General features: G+C 63.1%; 24 protein-coding genes. 8 read left to right on the top strand and 16 right to left on the bottom strand.

The features are described 5' to 3' along the window. The first annotated feature begins 20 nt into the window (after nucleotides 1-20). Nucleotides 21-968: a class I SAM-dependent methyltransferase gene (locus LNV06_RS21650; RefSeq protein ID WP_263540389.1), complete on the top strand. Its 948-nt coding sequence runs from the start codon at nucleotides 21-23 to the stop codon at nucleotides 966-968. Here the strand turns inward: LNV06_RS21650 and LNV06_RS21645 are convergent. Both LNV06_RS21645 and LNV06_RS21640 read right to left on the bottom strand, forming a co-directional pair. After that, a complete protein-coding gene (locus LNV06_RS21645; RefSeq protein ID WP_263540388.1) occupies nucleotides 950-1,432 on the bottom strand; it encodes a cupin domain-containing protein in 483 nt (160 codons plus the stop codon). The two genes, LNV06_RS21650 and LNV06_RS21645, sit on opposite strands and share 19 nt — an antisense overlap. A 13-nt stretch (nucleotides 1,433-1,445) precedes the next feature. After that, the gene (locus LNV06_RS21640) at nucleotides 1,446-1,784 is read right to left on the bottom strand and encodes a DUF2917 domain-containing protein (RefSeq protein WP_263540387.1); all 339 of its coding nucleotides are present in this window, start codon (nucleotides 1,782-1,784) and stop codon (nucleotides 1,446-1,448) included. Between the two features lie 134 nt (nucleotides 1,785-1,918). Here LNV06_RS21640 and LNV06_RS21635 point away from each other — a divergent pair, with 134 nt between their 5' ends. Beyond that, entirely contained in the window at nucleotides 1,919-2,935 is a 1,017-nt protein-coding gene (locus tag LNV06_RS21635; protein WP_263540386.1) for a LysR substrate-binding domain-containing protein, read from the top strand. A gap of 5 nt (nucleotides 2,936-2,940) precedes the next feature. Here LNV06_RS21635 and LNV06_RS21630 read toward each other — a convergent pair whose 3' ends face one another. Genes LNV06_RS21630 through LNV06_RS21605 form a run of 6 tightly spaced genes read right to left on the bottom strand, consistent with a single transcriptional unit; the run spans nucleotide 2,941 to nucleotide 9,241 of the window. After that, on the bottom strand, nucleotides 2,941-3,309 hold the full coding sequence (locus LNV06_RS21630) for a Na+/H+ antiporter subunit G (protein WP_263540385.1): 369 nt from the start codon (nucleotides 3,307-3,309) through the stop codon (nucleotides 2,941-2,943). Then, nucleotides 3,306-3,584, bottom strand: coding sequence for a K+/H+ antiporter subunit F (locus LNV06_RS21625; protein WP_263540384.1), 279 nt, complete (start codon nucleotides 3,582-3,584; stop codon nucleotides 3,306-3,308). Before LNV06_RS21625 ends, LNV06_RS21630 begins: the two co-directional genes overlap by 4 nt. Further along, on the bottom strand, nucleotides 3,581-4,102 hold the full coding sequence (locus LNV06_RS21620) for a Na+/H+ antiporter subunit E (protein ID WP_263540383.1): 522 nt from the start codon (nucleotides 4,100-4,102) through the stop codon (nucleotides 3,581-3,583). Before LNV06_RS21620 ends, LNV06_RS21625 begins: the two co-directional genes overlap by 4 nt. Then, nucleotides 4,099-5,826, bottom strand: a complete 1,728-nt coding sequence (locus tag LNV06_RS21615; RefSeq protein ID WP_263540382.1) for a monovalent cation/H+ antiporter subunit D — start codon at nucleotides 5,824-5,826, stop codon at nucleotides 4,099-4,101. The genes LNV06_RS21620 and LNV06_RS21615 overlap by 4 nt, the downstream gene beginning before the upstream one ends. Further along, a complete protein-coding gene (locus LNV06_RS21610; protein WP_263540381.1) occupies nucleotides 5,823-6,203 on the bottom strand; it encodes a Na+/H+ antiporter subunit C in 381 nt (126 codons plus the stop codon). The genes LNV06_RS21615 and LNV06_RS21610 overlap by 4 nt, the downstream gene beginning before the upstream one ends. After that, on the bottom strand, nucleotides 6,203-9,241 hold the full coding sequence (locus tag LNV06_RS21605) for a monovalent cation/H+ antiporter subunit A (RefSeq protein WP_263540380.1): 3,039 nt from the start codon (nucleotides 9,239-9,241) through the stop codon (nucleotides 6,203-6,205). Before LNV06_RS21605 ends, LNV06_RS21610 begins: the two co-directional genes overlap by 1 nt. Nucleotides 9,242-9,442: 201 nt before the next feature. Between LNV06_RS21605 and LNV06_RS21600 the strand changes: the two genes are divergently transcribed. Next, nucleotides 9,443-10,111 (top strand): YiaD family glycine zipper/OmpA-like lipoprotein, encoded by a 669-nt coding sequence (locus LNV06_RS21600; RefSeq protein ID WP_263540379.1) that lies wholly within the window; start codon nucleotides 9,443-9,445, stop codon nucleotides 10,109-10,111. 21 nt (nucleotides 10,112-10,132) lie between these two features. On the opposite strand, the gene LNV06_RS21595 is transcribed toward LNV06_RS21600, so the two are convergent. Further along, nucleotides 10,133-11,107: a sterol desaturase family protein gene (locus tag LNV06_RS21595; RefSeq protein WP_263540378.1), complete on the bottom strand. Its 975-nt coding sequence runs from the start codon at nucleotides 11,105-11,107 to the stop codon at nucleotides 10,133-10,135. Between the two features lie 49 nt (nucleotides 11,108-11,156). On the opposite strand from LNV06_RS21595, the gene LNV06_RS21590 reads away from it, so the two are divergent. Next, nucleotides 11,157-11,756, top strand: a complete 600-nt coding sequence (locus tag LNV06_RS21590; RefSeq protein WP_263540377.1) for a Crp/Fnr family transcriptional regulator — start codon at nucleotides 11,157-11,159, stop codon at nucleotides 11,754-11,756. A 4-nt stretch (nucleotides 11,757-11,760) separates the two neighbouring features. Here LNV06_RS21590 and LNV06_RS21585 read toward each other — a convergent pair whose 3' ends face one another. Next, nucleotides 11,761-12,420 carry a 5-formyltetrahydrofolate cyclo-ligase gene (locus LNV06_RS21585; protein WP_263540376.1) on the bottom strand — a complete coding sequence of 220 codons (660 nt, stop codon included), beginning with the start codon at nucleotides 12,418-12,420 and terminating at the stop codon, nucleotides 11,761-11,763. Between the two features lie 137 nt (nucleotides 12,421-12,557). On the opposite strand from LNV06_RS21585, the gene LNV06_RS21580 reads away from it, so the two are divergent. The 3 genes from LNV06_RS21580 to LNV06_RS21570 all read left to right on the top strand — a co-directional run bounded on the left by LNV06_RS21580 (nucleotide 12,558) and on the right by LNV06_RS21570 (nucleotide 16,280). After that, nucleotides 12,558-14,528: a lytic transglycosylase domain-containing protein gene (locus tag LNV06_RS21580; protein ID WP_411970152.1), complete on the top strand. Its 1,971-nt coding sequence runs from the start codon at nucleotides 12,558-12,560 to the stop codon at nucleotides 14,526-14,528. After that, complete coding sequence (locus LNV06_RS21575) at nucleotides 14,528-15,493, top strand: complex I NDUFA9 subunit family protein (RefSeq protein WP_263540374.1); 966 nt, start codon at nucleotides 14,528-14,530, stop codon at nucleotides 15,491-15,493. Before LNV06_RS21580 ends, LNV06_RS21575 begins: the two co-directional genes overlap by 1 nt. Nucleotides 15,494-15,596: 103 nt before the next feature. Beyond that, on the top strand, nucleotides 15,597-16,280 hold the full coding sequence (locus LNV06_RS21570) for a glutathione S-transferase family protein (RefSeq protein ID WP_263540373.1): 684 nt from the start codon (nucleotides 15,597-15,599) through the stop codon (nucleotides 16,278-16,280). 87 nt (nucleotides 16,281-16,367) lie between these two features. Here LNV06_RS21570 and LNV06_RS21565 read toward each other — a convergent pair whose 3' ends face one another. Beyond that, nucleotides 16,368-16,925: an FxDxF family PEP-CTERM protein gene (locus LNV06_RS21565; protein WP_263540372.1), complete on the bottom strand. Its 558-nt coding sequence runs from the start codon at nucleotides 16,923-16,925 to the stop codon at nucleotides 16,368-16,370. A 136-nt stretch (nucleotides 16,926-17,061) separates the two neighbouring features. Between LNV06_RS21565 and LNV06_RS21560 the strand changes: the two genes are divergently transcribed. Continuing rightward, nucleotides 17,062-18,315: a multifunctional CCA addition/repair protein gene (locus LNV06_RS21560; protein WP_263540371.1), complete on the top strand. Its 1,254-nt coding sequence runs from the start codon at nucleotides 17,062-17,064 to the stop codon at nucleotides 18,313-18,315. On the opposite strand, the gene LNV06_RS21555 is transcribed toward LNV06_RS21560, so the two are convergent. From LNV06_RS21555 to tsaB, 5 genes are read right to left on the bottom strand one after another with little or no spacing between them, the layout of a single operon-like run. Then, nucleotides 18,301-19,422 (bottom strand): class I SAM-dependent methyltransferase, encoded by a 1,122-nt coding sequence (locus LNV06_RS21555; protein WP_263540370.1) that lies wholly within the window; start codon nucleotides 19,420-19,422, stop codon nucleotides 18,301-18,303. The genes LNV06_RS21560 and LNV06_RS21555 overlap by 15 nt on opposite strands. A 39-nt stretch (nucleotides 19,423-19,461) precedes the next feature. Further along, on the bottom strand, nucleotides 19,462-21,441 hold the full coding sequence (locus LNV06_RS21550; protein ID WP_263540369.1) for a putative bifunctional diguanylate cyclase/phosphodiesterase: 1,980 nt from the start codon (nucleotides 21,439-21,441) through the stop codon (nucleotides 19,462-19,464). Continuing rightward, nucleotides 21,438-22,304, bottom strand: coding sequence for a uracil-DNA glycosylase (locus LNV06_RS21545; protein ID WP_263540368.1), 867 nt, complete (start codon nucleotides 22,302-22,304; stop codon nucleotides 21,438-21,440). Before LNV06_RS21545 ends, LNV06_RS21550 begins: the two co-directional genes overlap by 4 nt. Then, complete coding sequence (gene rimI, locus LNV06_RS21540; RefSeq protein WP_263540367.1) at nucleotides 22,301-22,837, bottom strand: ribosomal protein S18-alanine N-acetyltransferase; 537 nt, start codon at nucleotides 22,835-22,837, stop codon at nucleotides 22,301-22,303. The genes LNV06_RS21545 and rimI overlap by 4 nt, the downstream gene beginning before the upstream one ends. Next, nucleotides 22,834-23,556, bottom strand: coding sequence for a tRNA (adenosine(37)-N6)-threonylcarbamoyltransferase complex dimerization subunit type 1 TsaB (gene tsaB / locus LNV06_RS21535; RefSeq protein ID WP_263540366.1), 723 nt, complete (start codon nucleotides 23,554-23,556; stop codon nucleotides 22,834-22,836). The genes rimI and tsaB overlap by 4 nt, the downstream gene beginning before the upstream one ends. Nucleotides 23,557-23,560: the final 4 nt, after the last annotated feature.

The following is a 23,560-nucleotide window of genomic DNA, read 5'->3' as shown; positions in this document are numbered from 1 at the left end:
ATTCTTCTTTCCTTCTCGCCATGCAAGCCCTGCTCAACGCCATCGCCACGATGGCCCTGCCCGCTGACGCCCAGCGTATTTTTCATGGCCGAGGCGGCCTCTACCCAGGCTGCGAGCAATGGTCGCTGGATGCCTATCCGCCGGTGCTGGTCTTGACCAGTTTTGAACCCTGCAGCGATGAGGAGCTGGCCACCCTCCACGCCGCACTCGCCGCGCGCTGGCAAGACCTGGCCCCAGGGCAGGCGCTGAACTGGGTCTACCAATGCCGCGCCGAAGGGCAGCTCAGCGAGACCCGCTTGATGGCCGGCGAAGTGCCGGAGCCCCATGTGGTGCTCGAGGCCGGTGCCCGCTATCAGGTCCATGTGCTGAAGGGCCAGAACCACGGCTTGTTTTTGGACATGGCCGAAGGCCGGCGCTGGGTGCGAGAGTTTGTGCAGCAGCAGCGCACCGTCAAACCTGAGTTGAAGGTGCTGAACCTGTTTGCCTACACCTGTGCCTTCTCGGTGGCGGCGCTGCAGGCAGGTGCACACAAGGTCGTCAATATCGATATGAGCGCCGGCGCCCTAGGCATTGGCCGGCAGAACCATCGCCTGAATGAGTTGCCGACCGGCCATGAGGCCGGCGCCAGCTTCCTGGCCCATGACATCTTCAACTCCTGGGGCAAGATCACTCGCGGCGGACCTTATGAGCTGATCATCCTGGACCCGCCCAGCTATCAAAAAGGCAGCTTTGTGGCGACCAAAGACTACGCCCGCCTGATGCGGCGCCTGCCCGATCTACTCGCCTCGGGCGGCCACGCCATGCTGTGCCTGAACACGCCCAAGCTCGACCAGGCCTTCTTGAAAGACCAGATGCAGGAATTGGCGCCGGAGTTGCAGTTCGTCGAGCGCGTGGCCAATCCGGCGGTGTTTGCCGATGTGTCGGCCGAGCGATCGCTGAAGGTCTTGATTTACAGAACCCCGGGCTGACTGACAGCCGCCAAATCAACCAAAGCCTCTTCGTCACCGTTCATATAGAGCCGCTTGCCCAGCCGCGGGTAGTCACAGACATCCAACTCCAACTGCGTGCGCGCTGCGATGAAGACCAGGGGCTCTGTGCCGCTGTTGATCAAGGTATGCGCCGAACCCTGGGCCGCAAAGCCAAGAAAATCGCCAGGGCCGAGGGCATGCAAGACACCATCGATATCGGCATGTCCCTGACCTGCAAGAATGTAGATGCACTGCTCCTCATACAGATGGCGGTGGTACTCCCAGGCCAGCCGCCCCGGCTGCAGGGTCACCAGTTGAAACCCCAGGGCCGTCAAACCCGTCACGGCCGACAAGGATCGGCTGTCCCGCACCGCCTGCGGATTCAGCGCATGCGTCTTGCTGACCCAAGGCATGCCGGCAATCTCGGCAGCCTTGAGCAGGCTTACAGGCTTGCTGCGCGCCATGTCTGCACGGCAATCAGGCCGCGGGCTGCAGCGAAGTCAACCCCGCCAAGGTCTGCCGCGGGGACCGCACCATTGGCCGAGACGCGAACGCCTTGCAAGCCGTTGGCGGCACCAGCAGCTGAAACGCCGCCTGAGGCCAAGCCTCCAGCACCACCTGGCTGCCCGAGGCCAGGGCCAAGCTCTCGCCGGCTTGCAGCCAAATGTCTTGCGCGGGCGCCTGGGCGCTGCCCTTCAACGTCAGCCAAAGACGGCCTTCGCTGACGCTGAGTTCACGGGCGCCGGGCCCAATCGGCAGGCTCAGAGCCTCGCCCGAGGCCAGGCGCCACAGCGCTTGTTCTTGCAGATTACTCATGACTTCACTCCCCTTTTCATCCTCTGGCAGCATCACCGGAACCGCGGCGACTCTCAACTGACAGGCTTGAATGCTAGGGACGGCGCCTCGGCGCGTCCAATGAGATCGGCGAAATGGATTGATACCATTCGCGCATGAATAGAAATTCCGAGAAGAAGCCCGCACCGCCACAGGCCCAGCCCCAAACGATCCGGCAACGTCCGCTGGCGGTGGGGCCGCTGCGCGCCTTTGAAGCGGTGGCCCGGCTCTTGAGTTTTCGCGGCGCGGCCGAGGAGTTGTTCCTGACCCAGTCTGCCATCAGCCGGCAAATTCAGTCGCTGGAAGAGGAGCTGGGCTGCGCGCTGTTCTTGCGCGGTACTCGCCATGTGCAACTGACCAGCGACGGGGCGATGCTGCAGGCCACCGCCGTGCCGCTGCTGGACCGACTGGACCAAACCGTGCGGCAAATGCGCGAGAAACGCTCACGCCGGGTGGTCAATGTCACCACCTTTGCCTCTTTTGCTTCGCTGTGGTTGATCCCGCGCCTGGAGGCCTTTCAGCGCGAGCATCCAGACATTGACATCCGCGTCTCGGCCAATGATGCGGTGATCGAGCTGGACGACAGCGAGTTCGACATTGCCCTGCGCTACACCGAACGCGGCAACACCCCAGAAAACGCCACGCGTCTGTTTGGCGAAACCCTCACCCCGACGGTCAGCCGCTGGCTGGCCAGCCAGGCCGAACAGGGCGAGCGCCCACCGCTGCGCAGCGCCGCTGATTTGGCGCATTACACCCTGGCCGAAGAAGACGACAGCCGCCCCACGGCCGAGTTCCTCAGTTGGCGGCGCTGGCTGCAAGAGCAGGGTCAACCCCATCTGCAACCGCGCCGCTGGATGTACCTCAACTACACCTACCAGCAAGTTCAAGCAGCATTGGGCGGCCAGGCGGTCGCGCTGGCAAGGCTCGCCTTGGTCAGTGAACAACTGGAGCGCGGCGATCTGGTCGAGCCCTTTGGCCGAGCCGGCCGCATGACAAGCCCGGTCGCCTATTGGCTGCTCTGCTCACGCCACAGCGAAGCGCGGCCCGAGGTGATGCAGTTCAGAGACTGGTTGCTCAAGCAGGCCGAACAGACCCGGCAAGACATTGGCGAAACGGCCGCGCCGGCCGATTGATAAATTCAGTCCTGCTTGGGCCGGCTCAGCGAGGGCGGCACCGCTTCTTCAGGCGCGACCGAGGTTCGGCTGCGAAACAGCGCCGCGCGCGACAGCATGATGGTGGTCACCGGCACCGTCATCGCCAAGAAGATGATGATCAGCCAAGCATGCAGGGCCAAGCCTTGCTCCAGCGCGGAGAAGTAAATGATGGTGGCCAGGGTCACGCACCAGGCCGCAATCGTGAAGGTCAGCGCCGGCGGATGCATGCGCATGAAAAAACTCTTGAAGCGCACCAGTCCCAGCGCCGCCACGAACACAAACACGCCGCTGGCCAGCAGAAGCAGGGCCACTGGGATCTCCACCCAGAGTGGCAAGGCCAATTCAGGGCTCATTCAATCACCTCGCCGCGCAACAAGAACTTGGCCATGGCCGTGGAGCCCACAAAACCGAACAAGGCAATCAGCAAGGCCGCCTCAAAGTACATGGCGCTGCGGTAGCGAATCGCCAGCACCATCAGCGTCAGCATGGCGATGGTGCACACCACATCCAGGGCCAGCACCCGGTCTTGCGAGGCCGGGCCGCGCACCATGCGCCACAGGCACAGGGCCATGCCCGCCACATACAGCGCCAAAGTGCAAAGAATGGCGCCAAACAAGAAGGTACTCATGATTCAAAAATCTCCATCAAGGGGCGCTCGTAGCGCGACTTGATCAGGGCCACTTCCGCCTCCGCATGTTCGAGCTCGAACATATGCACCAGCAAGGCGCTGCGGTCCAGGGCCAGCTCCGACCAGATGGTGCCGGGGATCACGCACATGATGGCGGACAAGACCGCCAGCCCATTGGGGTCGCGCAGATCGAGCGGCACGGTCACAAAGCCGCCCTGAGGCAAGCGATCAGCCGGCCGCAGCGTGCCGCACAGCACCCGCCAGTTCCACACCAGCACATCCAGGCCGACCTGCCAAAACAAACGGAAGGCCAGGCCGGGCTTTCTGAAGCTGACCGGCGTGGGACGCAAAGACGCTGTCAAGCTCGGCGCTAACACGCCCACCGCGATGGCCAAGAGCCAATGCCCGAGGCTGAAGGCATCATTGAGCAGCAGCCACAGCGCCACCAGGGCCAGGCTCAGCAGCGGCGCGGGGAAGAGGCGTTTCAGCCAGGGCTTGCGAGGTGTGGCGTGCGTCATGGCTTGGCCTCCTGCGCTTGCCGCAGCCGTTCTGCGTTCGTCGGCGTGGGCACCGGCTGGGTGCTCAAAACAGCCTCGATATAGCCCTGCGGCTGGTAGAGCAATTGCGCCGTGGCGCGGGCGTACTGGAACAAGCCTTCAGCATGCACCGTCATGGCCACACACACGCCCAGCAAGAGCGCGATGGGTGTCAGCTCGGCCACTCGCAAGACCGGCGCCGCGCGGTCCACCGGTGTCCAGAAAAAGCGAATCCCGGTGCGCGACAAAGCAATCAAGGCGAACAAGCCGGAGAGCATCAGAAGCCCCAGGAACAGCCAGGCTGGAGTCGACACCGGCGCACTCGGCGGCCCCAGCAAGGCCGAGAGCATCAGCAGCTTGCCGACGAAGCCCGACAAGGGCGGCAGGCCCGCCACCAGCAGCGTGCAGCACACAAAAGCCAAGCCTAGCAAGGCAGTGGCGGCGGGAATGGCGCGCCCAACCAGCACCTCTTCGTCCTCATCCAGATTGGCCTCGCGCGCCAACTCCTGCTCGACCAGGGCAAAAGGTAGGTGATCCTCTTCATCCTCCGGCGCACGCTGCGCAGTCGGGTCGGGGTTGCGAGATCGATCCATCAACTCGGCCAGCAAGAAGAAAGCGGCCACCGCGAAAGTGGAGCCCGGCAGGTAGTAGAGCGCGCCGGCCGTCAGCTCGGGCTTCTCAAAGCCCAGCACCGCCATCAAGGTGCCGGAGGACACGATCACTGCATAACTGGCCAACCTGGCGGGCCGCTGTGCGCTGAGCAGACCCAGGGCGCCAAAAGCCAGGGTCGCCATGCCGCCCCAGAGCAGCCACTGATGCCCAAAGCCTGCCGATGCGCCCGCTTGGTCTGAGAATAAAAGCGTGGACAAGCGCAGCAAGACATAGACGCCGACCTTGGTCAGCAGGGCAAACACCGCCGCAGACGGAGCGCTGGCGGCCGTGTAGGCCGGGCTGAGCCAGAAGTTCAAAGGCCACATCGCCGCCTTGGCCAAAAAGGCCACCGCCAGCACCGCGCAAGCGGCGTGCAGCAAAGCGCGGTCACTGTCGGGAATATCCGGAATGCGCGCCGCCAAGTCGGCCATATTCAAGGTGCCGCTGACGCCGTAAATCAGCGCAGCACCCACCAGGAACAGCGAGGAGGCCGCCAAATTGATGGCAATGTAATGCAGGCCCGAACGCACCCGCGCCGGGCCGCTGCCATGCAGCAGGAGGCCATAAGACGCCGCCAGCATCACCTCGAAGAAGACAAAGAGATTGAAGAGATCGCCGGTCAGAAAGGCGCCGTTCAAGCCCATGATCTGCAACTGCAGCAGCACATGGAAGTGCGCCCCGGCCTTGTGCCAGCGCGCCGAGGCGAACAGCAAGGCCATCAAGGCCACCACGCCGGCCACCACCAGCATCAGGGCCGAGAGTCGGTCCAGCACCAGCACGATGCCGAATGGCACATCCCAGTTGGAGGGCAGATAGACGCCAAAGCCAATGGGCTGCGCCTCCTCCATCGCCACGCTGAGCATCAAGAACACCGCCACGGCCAGATTGCCAATGGCCGCCAACATCGAGAGCAAGGCCTTGCGGCGATGGCGCCGCTCGCCCAACATCAGCAGCAAGCAGGCGGCGAGCAGCGGCAGCAGAATCGGCGCCATGGTCAGGTGCGGCATCAGCGCCGCATTGGCCACCAGCGCCCAGTGCGTCAAGAGCGCCATCATCGCTGCGGCTCCTGTGCGGCAGCGCTCGGCTCAGACAACTCATCCGGCGTGCCGTCCACATGGTCATTGCCAAAGAAGCCGCGTTGCGCCAGCAAGACCACCAGGAACAGGGCCGTCATCGCGAAACCGATGACGATGGCCGTCAGCACCAGAGCCTGCGGCATCGGGTCGATATAGTTCTGCAGCGTGGCCGGCACGCCGGCCGCCAAGACCGGCTCTTTGTCGATGCCCAGTCGACCCATGCTGAAAATGAAAAGATTGACCCCATAGCCCAAGAGGCTCAGGCCGATGATGACTTGATAGGTACGCGGACGCAGCAGCAACCAAACGCCGCAACCGCTCAGCAGACCGATGGCACAGGCCATGACGAATTCCATCAGCTGAGCCCTTTCTGCGCCTCGACTGCGACCCGGGCGTCCTGCGCGGCCCGCTCTGCGGCTTCTTTCATGTCTTCCAATTCTTCCTGGCGTTGAATGCGGTGCCCACGCACCGCTTGATGGCCCAGGGCCGTGAGGATCAGCAGCGTCGCCCCCACCACCAAGCTGAACACGCCGATGTCATAGAACAAGGCGCTGGCGATATGAATTTCACCCAAGAGAGGCCAATGGAAATGCGCGGTATGCGTGGTCAGGAAGGGATAGCCGAAGACAAAAGAGCCCATGCCGGTTAGCGTGGCGATGAGCAAGCCATTGGCGATCCAGCGCTGCGGGCGCAAATGGATATTGGCTTCCACCCACTGGGTGCCGGAGACGATGTACTGCAAGATGAAGGCGGTAGACAAGACCAGACCCGCCACAAAGCCGCCGCCTGGCTGGTTGTGGCCGCGCATGAAAAGGTGCACCGCGATCACCGCCGCCACCGGCAGCAGCAAGCGCAGCAGCACCGCAGGGACCAAGAGATAGCCGCTGGCGGTATCGGTGGCGGTATTGGCGTGGACCAGGTCGGTGTCGATATCACCGGCCAGGGCCTGTTGCTGCAAAGGCAACTCGGTGCTTTCGCTGGCGGGGCGGAAGCGCCGCAGCAAGGCATAGACCGTCAGCGCGACGATGCCCAGCACGGTGATCTCGCCCAGCGTGTCGAGGCCGCGGAAGTCCACCAGCATCACATTGACCACATTGGTGCCAAAGCCTTCGGGCAGGGCGCGCTCCAAGAAGAAGGGCGAGATGCTTTGCGAGAAGTCCCGCGTCATCATGGCGTAGGACAGCAAGGCCATGCCGCCACCCACCCCCAGGGCCAGCAAGAGGTCGCGCGCGCGGCGGGCGCGGCGGCGGGCTTTGTCCAGCAGCGTTTCGGCCATGGCCTCGGCGGCCTCCAGCGCCTCAATCCGCTTGGGCAACCAGCGCAGACCGAGCAAGATCAAGACGGTGGTGACGGTTTCCACCGAGAGCTGGGTCAGCGCCAGATCGGGGGCCGAGAACCAGGCAAAGGTGATCACGGTGCATAGACCCGCCACGCCCATCATGGCCAGCGCCGTCAAACGCTGGAACTTGGCGGCGCGCGCGCAGGCCAAGGCCGCCGCACCACCGACCAACCACAGCAAGGCAAACATCGGCGCAAAGGGCACCGGTGGCCGTTGCCCGGCGAAGAACTGAGCGCCCCGAGCGGCCAGCGCCGTCGCCGCGAGCACGACCATCACCAGCAAGAGCAATTGCCCTTGCAAACCTCGGGTGCTGAACAGCGTCAACAAAGAGCGAGACCAAGCGGTGAGCCCCGCCAAACCGGTTTGGAATGCCTGCTTACCGTTGAGCCGGCCGATGAGCGGCGTGCGTTTGAAGCGCTCGCGCTGCAAAGGGCCTCGCAGCAAGGCATACAGCCCAATGCCGCCGAACAGAGCGATGAAGCTCATCATCAAAGGCGTGTTGAAACCATGCCAAACGGCCAAATCGAATTCGGGCAAGACCCCGCCGACCACCGGCGCAGCGGCCGCGCTCAAGACGCTCTGCATGGTCCATTGCGGCAGCGTGCCCACCAAGAAGCAGGCCAGCACCAATAACTCCACCGGCACACGCATCCAATGCGGTGGCTCATGCGGACGGCGTGGCAGCTCGGCGCTGCGGTCGGGCCCGAAGAAGACATCAACCGTGAAGCGCAGCGAATAGACCACGCTGAAGATGCCTGCCAGCACCGCAGCCACCGGCAAGAACCGGTCAAACCAGGGCGCGCTGGTCACAAAGACGGCTTCGCTGAAGAACATCTCCTTAGAGATAAAGCCATTCAACAGGGGCACGCCGGCCATGGCCGCGCTGGCCACCATGGCCAAGGTGGCGGTGACCGGCATGCTGCGGCGCAAGCCGCTCAGGCGGCGAATGTCGCGCGTACCGGTCTCATGATCGATGATGCCCACGGCCATGAAGAGTGAGGCCTTGAAGGTGGCATGGTTCATGATGTGGAAGACCGCCGCCACCGCCGCCAAGGGGCTGTTCAGGCCCAAAAGCGTGGTGATCAGGCCCAGATGCGAGATGGTGGAGTAAGCCAGCACGCCTTTCAAATCGGTCTGAAAAATGGCAATGAAGCCGCCCAGCAGCAAGGTGCACAAGCCCGCGCCGGTGACGATCCAGAACCATTGATCGCTGCCAGCCAGCACCGGCCACAAGCGCGCCAGCAAAAACACCCCGGCCTTCACCATGGTGGCCGAATGCAGATAGGCCGACACCGGCGTGGGCGCGGCCATGGCATTGGGCAGCCAGAAGTGAAAGGGGAATTGCGCGCTCTTGGTAAAGGCGCCGAGCAAGACCAGCGCCAAGGTCGTGACATAAAGCGGATGCGCCCTCACCTGCTCACCCGCGGCCAAGACCACATCCAAGTCATAGCTGCCGACGATATGACCCAGCACCAGCACGCCGGCCAACAAGCACAGGCCGCCGGCGCCGGTGACGGTCAAGGCCATGCGGGCGCCGCGTCGCGCATCTCGGCGGTGGTGCCAATAGCCGATCAAGAGGAAGGAGAACAGGCTGGTCAGCTCCCAGAACAGCACCAACTGCAGCAGATTGCCCGACAAGACCACCCCACTCATCGCGCCCATAAAGGCCAGCAAGAAGGAGAAGAAGCGTGGCACCGGGTCGTCCGGCGACATGTAATAGCGCGCATACAGCACCACCAGCGCCCCCATGCCCAGCACCAGCATGGAGAACATCCAGGCAAAGCCATCCATGCGCAAGACAAAGTTCAGGCCCAGCGAGGGCAGCCAGTGGAACTCCTGCCGGACCACACCGCCGGCGGCGACTTCAGGAAAAAGCAAGGCCGCTTGCAGCACGCAGAACAAGGCCACCGCGCCGGCCAAAGTGGACTCAAGATTGCGCGCATTGCTGGGCAAAACCGCCGCCAACAAGCTGGCCAGAAAAGGCAGCGCCACCAGGCTGATCAGCCCGAAGCTTTGAAAGAAATGCTGAACGCTATCGAATGAAACAGCAGTCATGGAGACAAGACAGGCCTTCGCATGGATTTAAGGGGTTCAGCAATACAGGGCCAAATCTGGCCGGCGAAATCGTCGCCGTCATCGATGCCGGCTTTGCGCTGAAGCATACCGGAGTCATTTTCCAGCGCTAACATCAATCATCCTCAGCGCCCCGTTTTCCATTCGTCCGCATCGATTCACGCTTTCAAGAAGGAAACCGTCATGCCCTCCATCTCTCGCAAGACTTCGGCTGCTCCGACCCTGCTGCTGCTCGCAATGCTCAGTTTGGCCGGCTGCGCCAATATGAGTGAAACGCAAAAAGGCACGGCCGGCGGTGCCGCCATCGGGGCGGTGGCCGGCGCGATTCTCAGTTCAGCCACCGGCGGCAATGCCGGCACTGGCGCCGTCATTGGCGGCGCGCTGGGCGCCGTGGGCGGCAATCTGTGGTCCAAGAATATGGAAGAAAAGCGCCGCGCCATGGAGCAGGCCACCCAAGGCACCGGCGTGGAAGTGACCCGCACGGCGGACAACCAACTGAAGTTGGAAGTGCCCAGCGACATCTCATTCGCCGTGGGCAGCGCAGCGCTGGAGCCGCGCCTGCGCCCAGTGCTGGATGCCTTTGCTCATGGCCTGAGCGGACAAAGCGCCATGCTGGTGCGCATCGTCGGCCATACCGACAGCACCGGCTCTGACGCCATCAACGACCCGCTGTCCAAGCGCCGCGCCGAGAGCGTGCGCGACTATCTGGAAGACCGCAGCATCAGCGGCAATCGCATTGAAGCGGTCGGCCGCGGCTCGCGCGAGCCGGTGGCCAGCAATGACAGCGCCGACAGCCGCGCCAAGAACCGCCGAGTCGAGATCTTCTTGCGCGAGCCTGAAGCCCGGCAATAAAGCCCAGTGCTCAGACGGTGCTCAAGTCCGGGGCGAGACATCTCCGGACTTGGCTGAGTCCGCTGACGCAGAAGCCTTGGGCTTCTGATGCAGCGGCCCGCGGATCAGGTCGACCCAGCGCAAGGCCTGGGGCCGCCAGCTCCCCGGCACCCAACCCACCTGGGTAGGCCCCGCAGCCTTGGGCAAGACCAGACTGCCAAAGACCCAGTCCCACCAGGGCAGGACCGTGCCAAAGTTGCCCGCCTCGGCCAAGACCACGCTGTGGTGCCAGCGGTGCAACTCCGCACCACCCAGCCAAACGCGCAAACCGCGCAGACTGCCCGCCACATTGGCGTGGGCGGCCAACTCCTGGGCCTGGATGAACAAGGCCGCCCAGAGCATCACGTCGGCAGGCACATCCAACAAGAACCAAGGCAGCAAGCGCCCCAACTTGTTCCACAGCAGATTGAGGGGATGGACCAAGACGCTATTGCTGGCGTTCACCGCCGTCGGCCAATGATGCAAAGCGTGCCAGCGCCACAAGGCCGGGCGCTCATGCGCCCAGCGGTGCAGCCAATAGGGCAGAAACTCGCCGATCGCAATCACCAGCACCAAGGCCACAGGCATGGGCAACCATTGCCACATCGGCTGGAGCGAGCCACCACGACTGGCCCCGGCCTCGTGCTGCTGCCAAGCCAAGGCCGCGGCATGGATCAACAAGGAGAGCGCGGTATCCGTTACGGCGGCCAAGCCCAATGAACTGGCATCGCGGCGCATATCGGCGGCGCTCGGCTGCCAGTCGGGGCGCCCCGGACTCAGGCGCTCGCAAACCATCAGCCAGGCCAGGGCCATGAGAGTGCCAAGCGCCAAGGTAACTTCGGCTGACCAGCTCCAGTGCCAACTCAGAAGCGCATAGGCCGGCAGTGCCAGCAGCATGACCAGATGCGGCCAATTGAGGGGCGCCAGGCGTGGCTCGTCAGCTGGGGATGGGGTGGAATCTGGGTCATGGTTGTTCATGGGGCATGATGCTGAGCCCCAGTCTCAACTCGCGCATTAACCCAGGTTCATGGAAACACAGCCCTGCCCGCTTTGCGGCCCCGCCTTGATGGAATGGCTATCGGCCTGCCCAGAGCGCTTGGCGCGGTGGCAGGCATTGCCGCGGCGCACACTGCGACGTGGCCAAAGCCTGCAAACACAGGGCCAGCGCATCGACCGCATCTGGTGGATGGAGCAAGGCTTGGCACGCGGCTTTTTTCTCGACCCGCAAGGCCGCGAGCGCAACCATGCCTTTTACGCAGAGCAAGACTGGCTGGGCGCGGCCGGCATCGGCGCCTTGAGCCCCTGGCATCTGCAGGCCTTGGAGTCGAGTTGTGTGGTCGAACTGAGCGAGCAAGACCTGCAAGCCTTGCAACAAGAGTGGCCGCAAGCGCCGAGCCTGATCCTGCAAGCCCTGCTCGCCGGGCTGGCCCGCCAAACCCAACGGGAGCATGAGTTGCTGATGCTGGACGCGGCGGCCCGCTATCAATCCTTTTTGAACGCAAGCCCAGCCTTGGCGGAACGCCTGAGCCAAAAGCAGATTGCGAGCTATTTGGGCATTACTGAGGTGGCCTTGTCGCGCATTCGCCGGCGGCAGCGCGAGGACAGCGCCTTGGGCCGTTTGGCTTAAGGCCTCAAGGCGAGATCACTTCTCGCTCGGTCAGGATCAAGGTCAAGGGCTGGTCATGCGGCTCGGCCGCAAAGTGGCATTCGCTGAGCTGCCAGGCAATGCCAATGCTGGTGACACCCGGATGCGCCGCCAACCAGCGGTCGTAATAGCCGCCGCCATAGCCCAGGCGATAGCCTTCGCGAGTAAAGCCCACACAGGGCACCAAGACCACGTCAGGCACCAGCACCGCACCACTGCTGCTGGCGATGCCACATTCGTCTTGCACCGTGGGCTCGGAGCCGTCCCAGCGGCGATAGTCCATGCGGCGCGGCGACTTGTAGGCAAAGGGCAAGCTCCACTGAGCCGGGCCTGCTGGCAGATCTTCATCGTCATCGTCGGCGTCCTCCTCGGACGCAGCCGCAGCGTCATGCCCCGCGCCGCTAAGGGGCAGCTCCAGCAGCGGCTGTGACAAAGCCTGCACTGCGTTAAATTCCCCCTCAAGCGGCCAGAACAGGCCCAGACATTGCGGCTCCAATTGTTGAAGCACGGCGCGCAGATGCTGGCCCAGCGCCGCGCTGGCGGCATGAGCGGCGGGCGTCGAAAGCCAGGCCGCACGTTGGGCCAGCAGTTGCGTGCGCAAGGCGCCGCGTTCATGCGGCATGATGGGTGCTGAACTGGTGGGCATGATGGTGGACACGCGTCCCTTGAAAGAGAAAGAGGATTGTTTTGGCAGTATATGAAGGAGTGGGGGCAAGGCAGGCCCTGGCATGGATCAGCGCCCTCGGCGTGAGCCTCGGTGCGGGCCTCTGTGCCTTGCAACCCATGCAGGCACTGGCCCAGCCCGCGCAGGCCATGCCCATCGTCGCCCAGCCCGAGCTGATCACCGAAGCGCATGAAGCCCAGCGCAAGAAAGACCGCAAGCGTCTCGCGGCACTGAACCAAACCGCGCAAGCGCAGCGCCATCCCTTGGCGGCCTGGGTGGACTACTGGGACTTGGGGCTGCGTTTGTATGAAGTCAGCCAGCCCGAGGTCAATGCCTTTTACGCCCGCTGGCCCGGCACCTATGTCGAAGACCGCTTGCGCAACGATTGGCTGCTGGAGCTGGGTCGGCGTCGCGAATGGGCGAATTTCACCGTGGACCATGCGCGTTATCAGATGCGTGACGACCGCGAGGTGGTCTGCTATGCCCTGATGGCCGAACAGGCTGCCGGCCGCAATATGCGCGAAGCCGCGCGCAGCGCTTGGCTGGCACAGCGCGATGGCGACGAGGGCTGCAACGCCCTGGCCCGCAGTCTGTTTGAGGCCAAGCAACTGACTGCTGACGATGTCTGGCTGAAGCTGCGCCTGAGCGTCGAAGCCCTCAAGCCGCGTGCCGCCAAGCTGGCAGCCAATATGCTGGGCAAGCAAGTCGAGCTGCATCTGACTGACATCCAGGACAACCCCTTGCGCTATATGACTCGCAAGGCCAAGACCGGCGGTCGCACGCACAGCGAGTTGGCCACCCTAGGCCTGATGCGCGTGGCGGCGGCCGATCCCGCGCAAGCCGCGGAACTACTGGCTACACGCTGGGAGAAAGAGTTGCACGCCGAGTTGGCGGCCTGGGCTTGGGCCCAAGTCGGCCGCCAAGCGGCCTTCAAGCTGCAGCCCGAAGCCAGCGACTACTTTGAGCGCGCCCTCAAGCTCAGCCAAAAGCTCAAGAGCCCCTTGGAGTGGAGCGATGAAACTTTAGCCTGGGCCGCTCGCTCGGCGCTGCGCAGCGGGCGCTGGCATCAAAGCCTGCGCGCCATGGATTTGATGAGCGCCAGCGAGCAACGCGATGCCACCTGGCAATACTGGCGCGCCCGAGCCTTGCTGGCCACGGCAGCCGAAGGCGCGCCAGGTGAGGCTCTGCGACAAGAAGCTCGCGCATCATTGCAAAGCCTGGTATCGCCCTTGAGTTTTTACGGTCGCCTGGCCGCCGAAGACCTGGGGCAAACCTTGAGCCTGCCGGCCGCACCCGCCCCCTTGAACAATGCCGAGCGCAAGCAAGCGCAGGCCAACCCAGGTTTGAACAGCGCCCTGATGATGATTGCCATCGGCCTGCGCAACGAAGGCGTGCGGGAATGGAATTACGCGCTGCGCGGCATGAGCGACCGCGAACTGCGCGCCGCCGCCCAAGAAGCCTGCGACCGCGAGATCTGGGACCGCTGCATCAACAGCAGCGAACGCAGCAAACAAGAGATTGACCTGGCCCAGCGTTTCCCAACTCCGCATCGCCAAGCACTCTTGAGCCAGGCCCGCGAGACCGGCATTGACCCCGCCTACGTTTACGGTTTGATCCGGCAGGAGTCACGCTTCGTCATGGATGCGCGTTCGCATGTAGGCGCCTCTGGGTTGATGCAAGTGATGCCCGCTACCGCGCGCTGGACAGCCAAGAAAATCGGCACGGAGTTCAAGCCCGAATTCATGACCGACCGCGACTTCAACATCAAAATTGGCACCAACTACCTCAAGCTGGTGCTGGATGATTTTGAAGGCTCCATGGCCATGGCGGCCGCCGCCTATAACGCCGGACCTGGACGGCCCCGGCGCTGGCGTGAAGGCGCTTCGCTGGACGCGGCCATCTGGGTCGAGAACGTGCCCTTCAATGAAACCCGCGACTACGTCAAAAAGGTCCTGACCAATACCACGCTGTACGGTCAGTTGCTGAACATGGAGCCGAACAAAGGCTTGCGCCAGCGGCTCGGGCGCAGCATCGGCCCGCGTGAGGCCAATGCCCCCGCAAGCAACGCACCTCCTGGAGACAATTCCTGATGAGTGATGACTTCAACCCCAAGATCCTGATTCTGGGCGGCAGCGGCTTTATTGGGCGCAGCCTGTGCGAGCAATTGCTGCGTCAGTTCGGCGGCCGCGCTCGTATTACCGTGCCAAGCCGGCGAAGCCGCCATGCCCAAGCCATTCAGGGCCTGCCGGGGCTGACGGTCTTGCAGGCCCATGTGCATGAGGACGCGCAACTACAAGCCTTGATTCAGGGCCAAGACCTGGTCATCAATCTGATTGCCATTTTGCAAGGCAGCGAGGCTCAGTTTGAGCAGGCCCATGTGCACTTGCCGGCCCGCTTGGCCAAGGCCTGCCAGGCCACTGGGGTACGGCGGCTGATCCACGTCAGCGCGCTCGGCGTGCAAGACAATGCACCTTCTCGCTACCTGCGCTCAAAAACGCGCGGCGAAGCGGTGCTGCAGGCCGCTGGGCTGGACCTGACCGTGCTGCGCCCTTCGGTGGTGTTTGGCGCGGGCGATCACTTCGTCAACTTGTTTGCCAAGCTGCAGGCCTTCTTCCCCTTGATGCCTTTGGCTGGCGCCGATGTGCGTTTTCAACCGGTGTGGGTGGAAGATGTAGCGCGCGCCATCGTGGCCTGCGTCATCGACAAGCACAGCATTGGCCAAACCTATGAGCTGGCCGGGCCCCAGGTCTTGAGCTTGGCCGACATCGTGCGCATGGCCGGCCAGTACAGCGGCCATGTGCGCCCCGTGCTGCCCCTGCCGGGTCCGCTGGCTTGGGCGCAGGCCGTAATGATGGAAATGATGCCGGGCGAGCCGATGATGTCGCGCGACAACCTGGCATCCATGCAAGTGCCCAATGTGGCCAGCGGTCGGCTGCCAGATTTGCAGACCTTGGGCATCGCGGCCCAAGCCATGTCCGCCGTGCTGCCCAGTTACCTGGGCGTCGATCAGGGTTGCGCGAGGCTTGATCTTTGGCGCCGCAAGGCCGGTCGCTGATGCGCGGGACTCATCACTGACTTGAGAAACTCTCACACGCACAGCGGCGAGCTTGACCTAAGCTAGGCGCCGTCCTCCACGCATAGCAAGCTGCTACAAGCCCATGAACAAGCTCTATATCGGCAACAAGAACTACTCCTCCTGGTCGATGCGCCCCTGGGTGCTGATGAAGGCTTTTGGCATCGCCTTCGAGGAAGTGAAGCTGCGCTTTGACTTCAGCCCAGGCTCGGCCTTCTACCAAACGCTGGCACCCCTCACCCCAACCGGCAAGGTGCCGGTTTTGGTCGAGCCGGATGGGTTCGCTGTTTGGGACACTTTGGCCATTGCCGAAGCACTGGCCGACCAACACCCCGAACTCGCGATCTGGCCACGAGAGCGCCAACAACGTGCACGCGCCCGCAGCCTGTGCGCCGAAATGCATGCCGGCTTTAGCAAGCTGCGCGGCTTGTGCCCCATGAATATCGATGCGGACCTGAGCGAGCAAGGCGCCAAGCTACTCGCCTCAGAAGCCGGCTTGCGCGCCGATCTCGCACGCGTCGACGCCCTTTGGAGCGAGGCCTTGGCGGCCAGCGCGGGTCCTTTTCTTTTTGGCGAATTCAGCGCGGTGGACGCCTACTTTGCACCCGTGGTGATGCGCGTGACCCGCTATGGTCTGCCACTCAGCGCGACAGCCGCGGCATACGCCAAACGCGTGGAGCAACACCCGGCCGTTGCCACCTGGGTTGCAGACTCATTGGCGGAAAAAGACTTCCTGGACTTTGAAGAGCCCTACCGCCAATGCCCATGAGCGGCAACTAGCCCCACAAACGCAAAGAGCGCCTCGAGGGCGCTCTTTTTTACTTCAGGTCTTGCGACCTGAGGCACTCAAGCCGATTCAGATCGACTTGCGGCGACGGGCCATGAAGCCCACTGCGCCCAAACCAGCCAGGAGCATGGCGTAAGTTTCTGGTTCCGGCACAGGAGCCAGAGTTGAAGTGATGGTGTACAGACCGCCAAAAGCGCCCTGAGCAACATTGCCTTCAACCTTGTAGAAATAGCTACCGGTCGACAGGACCAAACTATTGAAAGTGCTGCCAGTCGTTCCATCGAAGGTGAAGGAAGCAATCTGTGCATCAGCTGCGCCGCCAACGCCATCACCGCCATCACTCCACAAAGAGTACTTGCCGGACTCGATGTTCAGGATGTTCAGGTTGTTGTTCGCAACAACGGTGCTTGTCACCGTGGCTGCGGGGTCGAGTGTGAACAGGAAATAGTCAACAAAACTACCGCTGACCACTTTTGCGCCCACTTCAGCAAAACCGTGGTCGCCCCAATTGTCTGTCGCAGCTTGCGCTCCCACAGAGCCCAAGGCCAGAGCCGCCACTGCCAATACGGATTTCGAAATTTTCATCATCATTTCTTCCCCAATATTAAAAAGCACTGAAACCGCCAAGCCCCCATGCTTTGAACAACAATTGAGATGCAATGTAGCTGGGTTTGAGGATCTACGCCCCCCCTAATCTCGGGGTCCCGCTACCTAGGGAGAACTCTAGGGTTCGAATATTTCAGTTTTGTTGTCGAAAAGTGGCATGAATCACTTCTTAGTAGGGGGGGCGGTCCGCGACGCCTTATTGGGTTTGCCGGTCAAAGACCGCGACTGGGTGGTGGTTGGCGCCGACCCGGCCGCGATGAAGAAAGCTGGCTTTACCGCCGTAGGGCGAGATTTCCCGGTCTTTTTGCACCCAGACACCCATGAAGAGTACGCGCTGGCACGCACCGAGCGCAAAACCGCACCGGGCTATCACGGCTTTGCCTTCCATGCCTCACCCGAAGTCACGCTGGAGCAAGACCTGGCCCGCCGCGATCTGACCATCAACGCCATGGCTCAAGACGCACAGGGCAATATTGCCGACCCCTATGGTGGCCAGCGCGATCTGCGAGACCGAGTCTTGCGACATGTCTCGGCGGCTTTTGCAGAGGATCCGGTGCGCATCTTGCGTTTGGCGCGCTTTGCGGCGCGGTTTCCAAACTTCAGCGTTGCGCCCGAAACCATGACCTTGATGCGCGAGATGGTGGCTAAGGGCGAGGTTGACGCCTTGGTGGCGGAACGGGTCTGGCAAGAGTTTTCGCGCGGTCTGATGGAGAACAAACCCTCTCGAATGCTGGAGGTGCTGCGCGACTGCGGTGCACTGGAGCGTTTGGCGCCCGAGGTCGATCGCCTGTTCGGCGTGCCGCAAACAGCGATCCACCACCCTGAAGTCGATACCGGCGTGCACCTGCTGATGGTGCTGGATCAATGCGCGGAACAAGCCGCCCCCTTGACCGTTCGTTTCGCCAGCCTTTGCCATGACCTGGGCAAGGGGCTGACCCCGGCGGAGGTCTTGCCGCGCCACATCGGCCATGAGAGCCGGGGCTTGCCCTTGGTGAAGCGACTCAGCGAGCGCTGGCGCGTGCCCAGCGAATGCCGGGAGTTGGCCGAACTCGTGGCCCGCGAACACACCCATGTGCACCAAAGCCAGAGTTTCGGTCCAGAGGCCCGGCTGCGCCTGCTGGATCGTTGCGACGCCTGGCGACGGCCAGAACGCTTTGAAGAATTGCTTTGGGCTTGCGAATGTGATGCGCGAGGCCGTTTGGGCTTTGAGCAAAGGCCGTATCCGCAAAGGCAGCAGTTCCAGCTGGAGCTGCATGCGCTATTGGCGATCGATCTGGCCAGCGTCAGCGCAGCTGCATTGGCCGAGGGCAAGCGCGGGCCAGCGATCGGCCAAGCCGTGCAAGCGGCCCGGCTGGCCGCATTGCAGGCCTTGCCGACTTCTGCTGCAGCGGCAGCTTCACAAAGTATGTGAGCGGTCGCCGCGGGCAAAGCCCAGGGCCTCAAAGCCCTCGCCAGCGGCAAAGCCAATCACCTTGAAGAGCTCGCCCATCTCGTGCTCGGCGATCAGCTTGTGGGCCATGGCGCGCTCGGCCACGCCAGCATTTGCCAGCAGTTCGGCCAAGCCGCAGTTCAGCAGGAAGTGGGCTTGCGTGGTGTAGCCCAAGACCTGCAAGCCAGCCTCCTGGCCCGCCAGGGCGATGCCAGTGAAGTTGACGTGAGCGGTGATATCTTTTTGCCCCAGCAAGCGCAGGGGATCAGGGTCGGCCTTGTGCAGGTGGTGGCACATCAAGGTGCCGCCGCTGCGTTGCGGCAGGTAGTACTCGCCTTGCGGGAAACCGTAATCGATCAAGAAGACGGCGCCGCGCTTCAAGCGAGCGGCCAGGGTGCGCACAAAGGCTTCAGCTTGCGGGTGAATCTCAGTCACCGTCCCAGGTGGAAATACACCATGAGCCTCTTCGGCATCGGCAGGCAATCGCTGTGTCGTCGGCCGATCAGCGTACACAAGCTCGCCGTCTGAGCCCAAGCTCACACCTCGCTCGGCCCAAGCTTGCCCGTCGAAGCTGAGCAATTGCACCGGCATCGCATCCAGCACTTCATTGCCGACCACCACACCCTCCAACTGCTCGGGCAATTCATCCAGCCACTCCAGCTTGTGAGCCCAGGGGGCCAAACGCTCAGCCTGGCGCTGTCGCAAGACGCCGGACAGATCGACGATGCGATAGCGCCGAACCTTGTCCCCCAGCGCCTCCAATAGCTGGGCCGCCAGCGCGCCGGTGCCCGCCCCAAACTCCCAGAGTTCATCGGTCTTCGTGAGCGTCAAGGCCTGCGCCAACTGCACAGCCAAGGCCCGCCCGAACAACGGCGACATTTCAGGGGCGGTGACGAAGTCGGAGCCGCTTTGCGGCATCAGGCCAAATTTCTGACTTTGGTTGCTGTAGTAACCCAAGCCGGGCGCGTACAGCGCCAGCGCCATGAAACGGTCAAAGCTCAACCAGCCGCCGGCCTCGGCGATCTGCTGAGCCACAAGATCATCCAGGGCGCTCAGTGCGGAACGGCCGACTGCCGCGTCATCTTTCATTGCGAGACTCATTAAAAGGCGAAGAAAAGACGGCCGGATTCAGGATGCTGGCGCGCGCCGCAGCGTCAGCCAATGCTCAAAAGCGCTGGCCGACATCGGCTCACCGATCAACTCGCCCTGCAAGCCACCGCAACCCCATTGCAGCAGCAACTGGCGCTGGGCCTCGTTGCGCACGCCCTCAGCGCTGACCTTCAGCCCCAGGCCGGCAGCCATCTGGATGATGGCGCGAGTGATGGCGGCCGAGCCGCTGTCCTCGGGAAGGGCGGCGACAAAGCTCTGGTCGATCTTGAGCTTGTCCAGCGGCAATCGGGTCAGATGCGCCAGCGAGGTGTAGCCAGTACCGAAATCGTCCACCGACACGGTCAGACCCAAGGCGCGCAAGGCGGCCAAGGTCAGCGGCGCACTGGCGATCTCGTCCATCAGCATGCGCTCGGTCAGTTCCAGCTCCAGCCAAGCGCCGGGCACGCCCAGCTCTTCAAGGACTCGGGCGACCATATCGCCAAAGCCTTCCAGCCTGAACTGCATGCGCGACAGATTGACAGCAATCGGAACCTGGGCAATGCCGTGCTGATGCCAGTGGCGGGCCTGCAAGGCCGAGGCCCGCATCACCCAGGCGCCTAAGTCCACCATCAGACGATGCCGCTCGGCCACGTCGATAAATGCATCGGGGCTCAACAAACCGCGCTGCGGATGCTGCCAACGCAACAAGGCTTCGGCGCCGATCAATTCGTCGGTTTGCGCATCCACCTGCGGTTGGAAGAAGAGCACGAACTCGTTGCGCTCCAAGGCCTGGGCCAACTGGCTTTCCAGCAAAAGGTCCGCATAGGCATGCTCGGCCAGCGAGTCCTCATAAAAGCGATAGCCTGCGCGGCCCGCGGCCTTGGCTTGATACATGGCCATATCGGCACGTTGCATCAGGTCTTCGACCCGCACGCCATGCTCGGGATAAAGGCTCACGCCTATCGACGGCGTCACGGTCAGCAAACAACCATCCGCCATCACCGGCACTTCGACCACGGCCAGCAAGGCCATCAACACAGCCATCACATCGCTGCGCTCATGCACATCGCCCAGCAAGACGACGAACTCGTCGCCGCCAAAGCGAGCCACCAGATCGGTGGAACGCAGGCAGTCATTGATGCGCTCGGCCACGGTGATCAAGACCTTGTCGCCTTCCATATGGCCCAGCGAGTCGTTGACCCGCTTGAAATTGTCCAGATCAATGAACAAGAGGGCCAGACGTTGCTGACGGCGCTCGGCTCCCTGCATCAAGCCTGCGGCGCGCTCGATAAAGGCACTGCGATTGAGCAAGCCGGTCAAATCATCGTGATGGGCCAGATGCTCGATGCGCGCCTGCGCCGCAATGCGGTCGCGGATATCGCGCACGATGCTCATGCGCATGCGCTCCCCACCACTCTCGACTGACCGAACAATCAACTCCACCGGGATGATGTGGCCCGCGCGGTGCAAGAGCGCGGTCTCATAACGCAACTCCCGCTCGGCCTCCATCACCGAGCGCACCTTGGCCCGCTCTGAATCCAAGACAAAGTCAATCACCGGCAGGCCCAGCACCTCATCCAGCTGATAGCCGAGCAAGGCACACATCGGTGCATTGGCATCGGCGACCAAGCCCTCTTTGTGAAAAAGAATGCCTTCCGCCGTGGCTTGCATGAATTTCTCAAGCCGCGACTCACAATTGCTGAGCGCCTCGGCCTGTGAGCGCCAGATGCACAGATGCGCAGCCACCGAAGCGTCCCAACGCGCTTGCAGCAGCCCGGAGTGGCTGGCGCTCGCGGCGAAATTCAAGGGCAAGTCAAAGTCCTGCGCCTGATTCAAGGCCGGCAAGACTGCTGGAGAGGCCGACAAGACCGACGACTCAGCGCCCTCTTCGCCCAAGCCCAGGGATTGCCATACCGCATTGGCCTGCAGCACCCGGCCGCGCTGATCCAGCAGGGCCAGCGGCACCGGCAGCAAGCGCCAGTCCGCTTGAGGTACCAAGGCGCCGAGTGCCTGACTCATACGCCCTGCCCCTCGCTCTTCAAACTGCGTCGCACCAGACACAGGTCTTCCCAGGCGCGGGCCTTCTCTGCCGGATTGCGCAGCAAATAGCTGGGCGGGAAGCTGACGATGACCGGAATCGATTGGTAGTGGTGCGTTCGCCCACGCAAGCGGCCCAAAGCCTCTTGCGTATGCAGCAAAGACTGCACCGCCATGCGGCCCAGAGCCAGGATCACCCGCGGCTGCAGCAGTTCAATTTGGCGCTGCAAATACGGTTCGCACTGCTGCAACTCTTTGGCGCCTGGGTTGCGACCCGGCGTGCTGCGGCACTTCAAGGCATTGACCATGCCTACTTGCCCGGCGGCCTCGCTCGGGTCCAAGCCTATCGCGCGCAGCATATTGCCCAGCAGCTGCCCGGCCTGCCCGGCAAAAGGCTGACCCTCGGCCAACTCTGGCTCGCCCGGCATGTCACCGACCACCAAGCACTGAACTTGCGCTTGACCGTGGCCGAACACTGCATCCTCGGGGCCGCGTCGCCCCTCACACAACTGGCAGGCCCGACAGTCGCCCACGCTGTGCTGCAGCTCAAGCCAGTCCATGCCGGCAATGGCAGGCGCTCTGCTGCCATCGGCAGGAGCTTGCGCGAGCGGGGTCGCGGGCGCTGGAGCCGGTGTAGCAGCGGCGCGCTTCAACTCGACGGGCAAGGCTTGCAAAACCGACACCGCAGCCGTCGAATGCGCTTCGGCCTGCTGGCTTCTCGCCTCGCTGACACTCACCAAGGCCACTTCTTCCGCGACGTCTTCTACGACCTCTGCTTCAGGCCGCGCCCAAACGCGCAAGCCCATGGCAGCAAGCATGCGGCGCTGGCGCTCGTCCCAAGTCATTGGGGCACCACCAAGCTCATCAAACAGGCGTCCTCACGCGGCCCCTGCAAGACCGGGTAATAGCCCCGCCGCAGCCCCACTTCGCTGAAGCCATAACGTTGATAGACCGTGCGAGCACGCTGATTGCTCAAGCGAACCTCCAACCACAGCTGCGGGCAGCCCTGCTCTGCGCAAAGGCGGCACAAAGCATCCAGCATCTGTCGCGCCAAACCTTGGCCCTGAAAAGTTGCGGCCACCGAAATGTTCAGCAGATGCATTTCCTCAAAGCCCTTCATGGCCAGGAAATAGCCCAAGATCGGCGTATTGACCTCGCGCAGCGAAGGCGCCCGTCGCAAGACATAGGCCAAATATCCCGCTGCCATCGAATCGATGAAGTTGCCCTCCGACCACGGCAGTGCGTAGACCTCGCGCTCGATGGCCAGCACCTCGGGCACATCGGCCACTTGCATGGGCTGCAGACGGGTCGCCACCGCTGGCCGGTCAACAGGGCCGTTGGTGGGGTCATCAATGGGGCTATTCAACAAGGCGCTCATGATGCGGCGGCCTGCTCCCGCAAAGCCATGCGTTCGGCCGTGGTTTGCGCCACCTTGTCGCGTACATAAATCGGCATGGCTTCAGCGGCATCCAGCAAGGCGCCTTGCGTCCAGGCCTGCGCCGCCAAAGCGGCCAAGGCTGCCGCGCGCGATTGATGGCGTGGCCAACTCTGAGTGGGTGCCTGCAAAGCGGGTGCAAGCTGATCGGCAAAGACGGTCAAGGCCGAGCCGCACAGCGCAGTAGGCTGACCCCAGTGCGCCATCAAGGACTCGGGGCTGTAGAGCATGGGGGCCTGATCTTGCTGCCAAGCGCCCTCCACCCAGCGGTACGCGCCCGCGTAGATTTCACCCATGCGCGCATCCATCGCCACCCACATCAGGCCTTCAAAGGCTGCGCCGGCTTGCTGACGCGCATCCTCGGCCACCAGCATCAAGCTGTCGATGGCCAGCACCGGTTTGCCGGCCCCAAAAGCCAGGCCTTGCACCACGGCACAAGCGGCGCGCAGGCCGGTAAAGGCACCTGGGCCGCGGCCGAAGGCGATGGCATCCACATCCGCCAACTTCAGGCCCGCCTGGGCCAGCAAGGCCAGCGCTTCCGGCACCAGGCGCGAGGAGGCCTGCGGCCCGCCGTCGGACTCAAACAGCCAGCGTCCCGCCGGGCTTGTCAAAGACAAAGCCATGGTTTCCGTCGAGCTATCGAGTGCCAGCAATACAGTCATTGGG

The organism is Paucibacter sp. Y2R2-4, assembly GCF_025717535.1.
Lineage (GTDB): Bacteria > Pseudomonadota > Gammaproteobacteria > Burkholderiales > Burkholderiaceae_C > Paucibacter_A.
The sequence above is the reverse complement of the archived record's forward strand: the minus strand, read 5'-3'. Positions and strand labels throughout refer to the sequence as shown.

Excerpts from the sequence above, each read along its gene's own strand:
- LNV06_RS21545 (WP_263540368.1), bottom strand. The coding sequence starts at position 22,304 with ATGACTTGGGACGAGCGCCAGCGCCGCATGCTTGCTGCCATGGGCTTG.
- LNV06_RS21550 (WP_263540369.1), bottom strand. The coding sequence starts at position 21,441 with ATGAGTCAGGCACTCGGCGCCTTGGTACCTCAAGCGGACTGGCGCTTG.
- LNV06_RS21580 (WP_411970152.1), top strand. The coding sequence starts at position 12,558 with ATGCAGGCACTGGCCCAGCCCGCGCAGGCCATGCCCATCGTCGCCCAG.
- LNV06_RS21595 (WP_263540378.1), bottom strand. The coding sequence starts at position 11,107 with ATGAACAACCATGACCCAGATTCCACCCCATCCCCAGCTGACGAGCCA.
- LNV06_RS21635 (WP_263540386.1), top strand. The coding sequence starts at position 1,919 with ATGAATAGAAATTCCGAGAAGAAGCCCGCACCGCCACAGGCCCAGCCC.
- LNV06_RS21555 (WP_263540370.1), bottom strand. The coding sequence starts at position 19,422 with ATGAAAGATGACGCGGCAGTCGGCCGTTCCGCACTGAGCGCCCTGGAT.
- LNV06_RS21625 (WP_263540384.1), bottom strand. The coding sequence starts at position 3,584 with ATGAGTACCTTCTTGTTTGGCGCCATTCTTTGCACTTTGGCGCTGTAT.
- LNV06_RS21645 (WP_263540388.1), bottom strand. The coding sequence starts at position 1,432 with ATGGCGCGCAGCAAGCCTGTAAGCCTGCTCAAGGCTGCCGAGATTGCC.
- tsaB (WP_263540366.1), bottom strand. The coding sequence starts at position 23,556 with ATGACTGTATTGCTGGCACTCGATAGCTCGACGGAAACCATGGCTTTG.
- LNV06_RS21640 (WP_263540387.1), bottom strand. The coding sequence starts at position 1,784 with ATGAGTAATCTGCAAGAACAAGCGCTGTGGCGCCTGGCCTCGGGCGAG.
- rimI (WP_263540367.1), bottom strand. The coding sequence starts at position 22,837 with ATGAGCGCCTTGTTGAATAGCCCCATTGATGACCCCACCAACGGCCCT.
- LNV06_RS21615 (WP_263540382.1), bottom strand. The coding sequence starts at position 5,826 with ATGATGGCGCTCTTGACGCACTGGGCGCTGGTGGCCAATGCGGCGCTG.
- LNV06_RS21620 (WP_263540383.1), bottom strand. The coding sequence starts at position 4,102 with ATGACGCACGCCACACCTCGCAAGCCCTGGCTGAAACGCCTCTTCCCC.
- LNV06_RS21590 (WP_263540377.1), top strand. The coding sequence starts at position 11,157 with ATGGAAACACAGCCCTGCCCGCTTTGCGGCCCCGCCTTGATGGAATGG.
- LNV06_RS21630 (WP_263540385.1), bottom strand. The coding sequence starts at position 3,309 with ATGAGCCCTGAATTGGCCTTGCCACTCTGGGTGGAGATCCCAGTGGCC.
- LNV06_RS21600 (WP_263540379.1), top strand. The coding sequence starts at position 9,443 with ATGCCCTCCATCTCTCGCAAGACTTCGGCTGCTCCGACCCTGCTGCTG.
- LNV06_RS21560 (WP_263540371.1), top strand. The coding sequence starts at position 17,062 with ATGAATCACTTCTTAGTAGGGGGGGCGGTCCGCGACGCCTTATTGGGT.
- LNV06_RS21650 (WP_263540389.1), top strand. The coding sequence starts at position 21 with ATGCAAGCCCTGCTCAACGCCATCGCCACGATGGCCCTGCCCGCTGAC.
- LNV06_RS21575 (WP_263540374.1), top strand. The coding sequence starts at position 14,528 with ATGAGTGATGACTTCAACCCCAAGATCCTGATTCTGGGCGGCAGCGGC.
- LNV06_RS21605 (WP_263540380.1), bottom strand. The coding sequence starts at position 9,241 with ATGACTGCTGTTTCATTCGATAGCGTTCAGCATTTCTTTCAAAGCTTC.
- LNV06_RS21610 (WP_263540381.1), bottom strand. The coding sequence starts at position 6,203 with ATGGAATTCGTCATGGCCTGTGCCATCGGTCTGCTGAGCGGTTGCGGC.
- LNV06_RS21585 (WP_263540376.1), bottom strand. The coding sequence starts at position 12,420 with ATGCCCACCAGTTCAGCACCCATCATGCCGCATGAACGCGGCGCCTTG.
- LNV06_RS21570 (WP_263540373.1), top strand. The coding sequence starts at position 15,597 with ATGAACAAGCTCTATATCGGCAACAAGAACTACTCCTCCTGGTCGATG.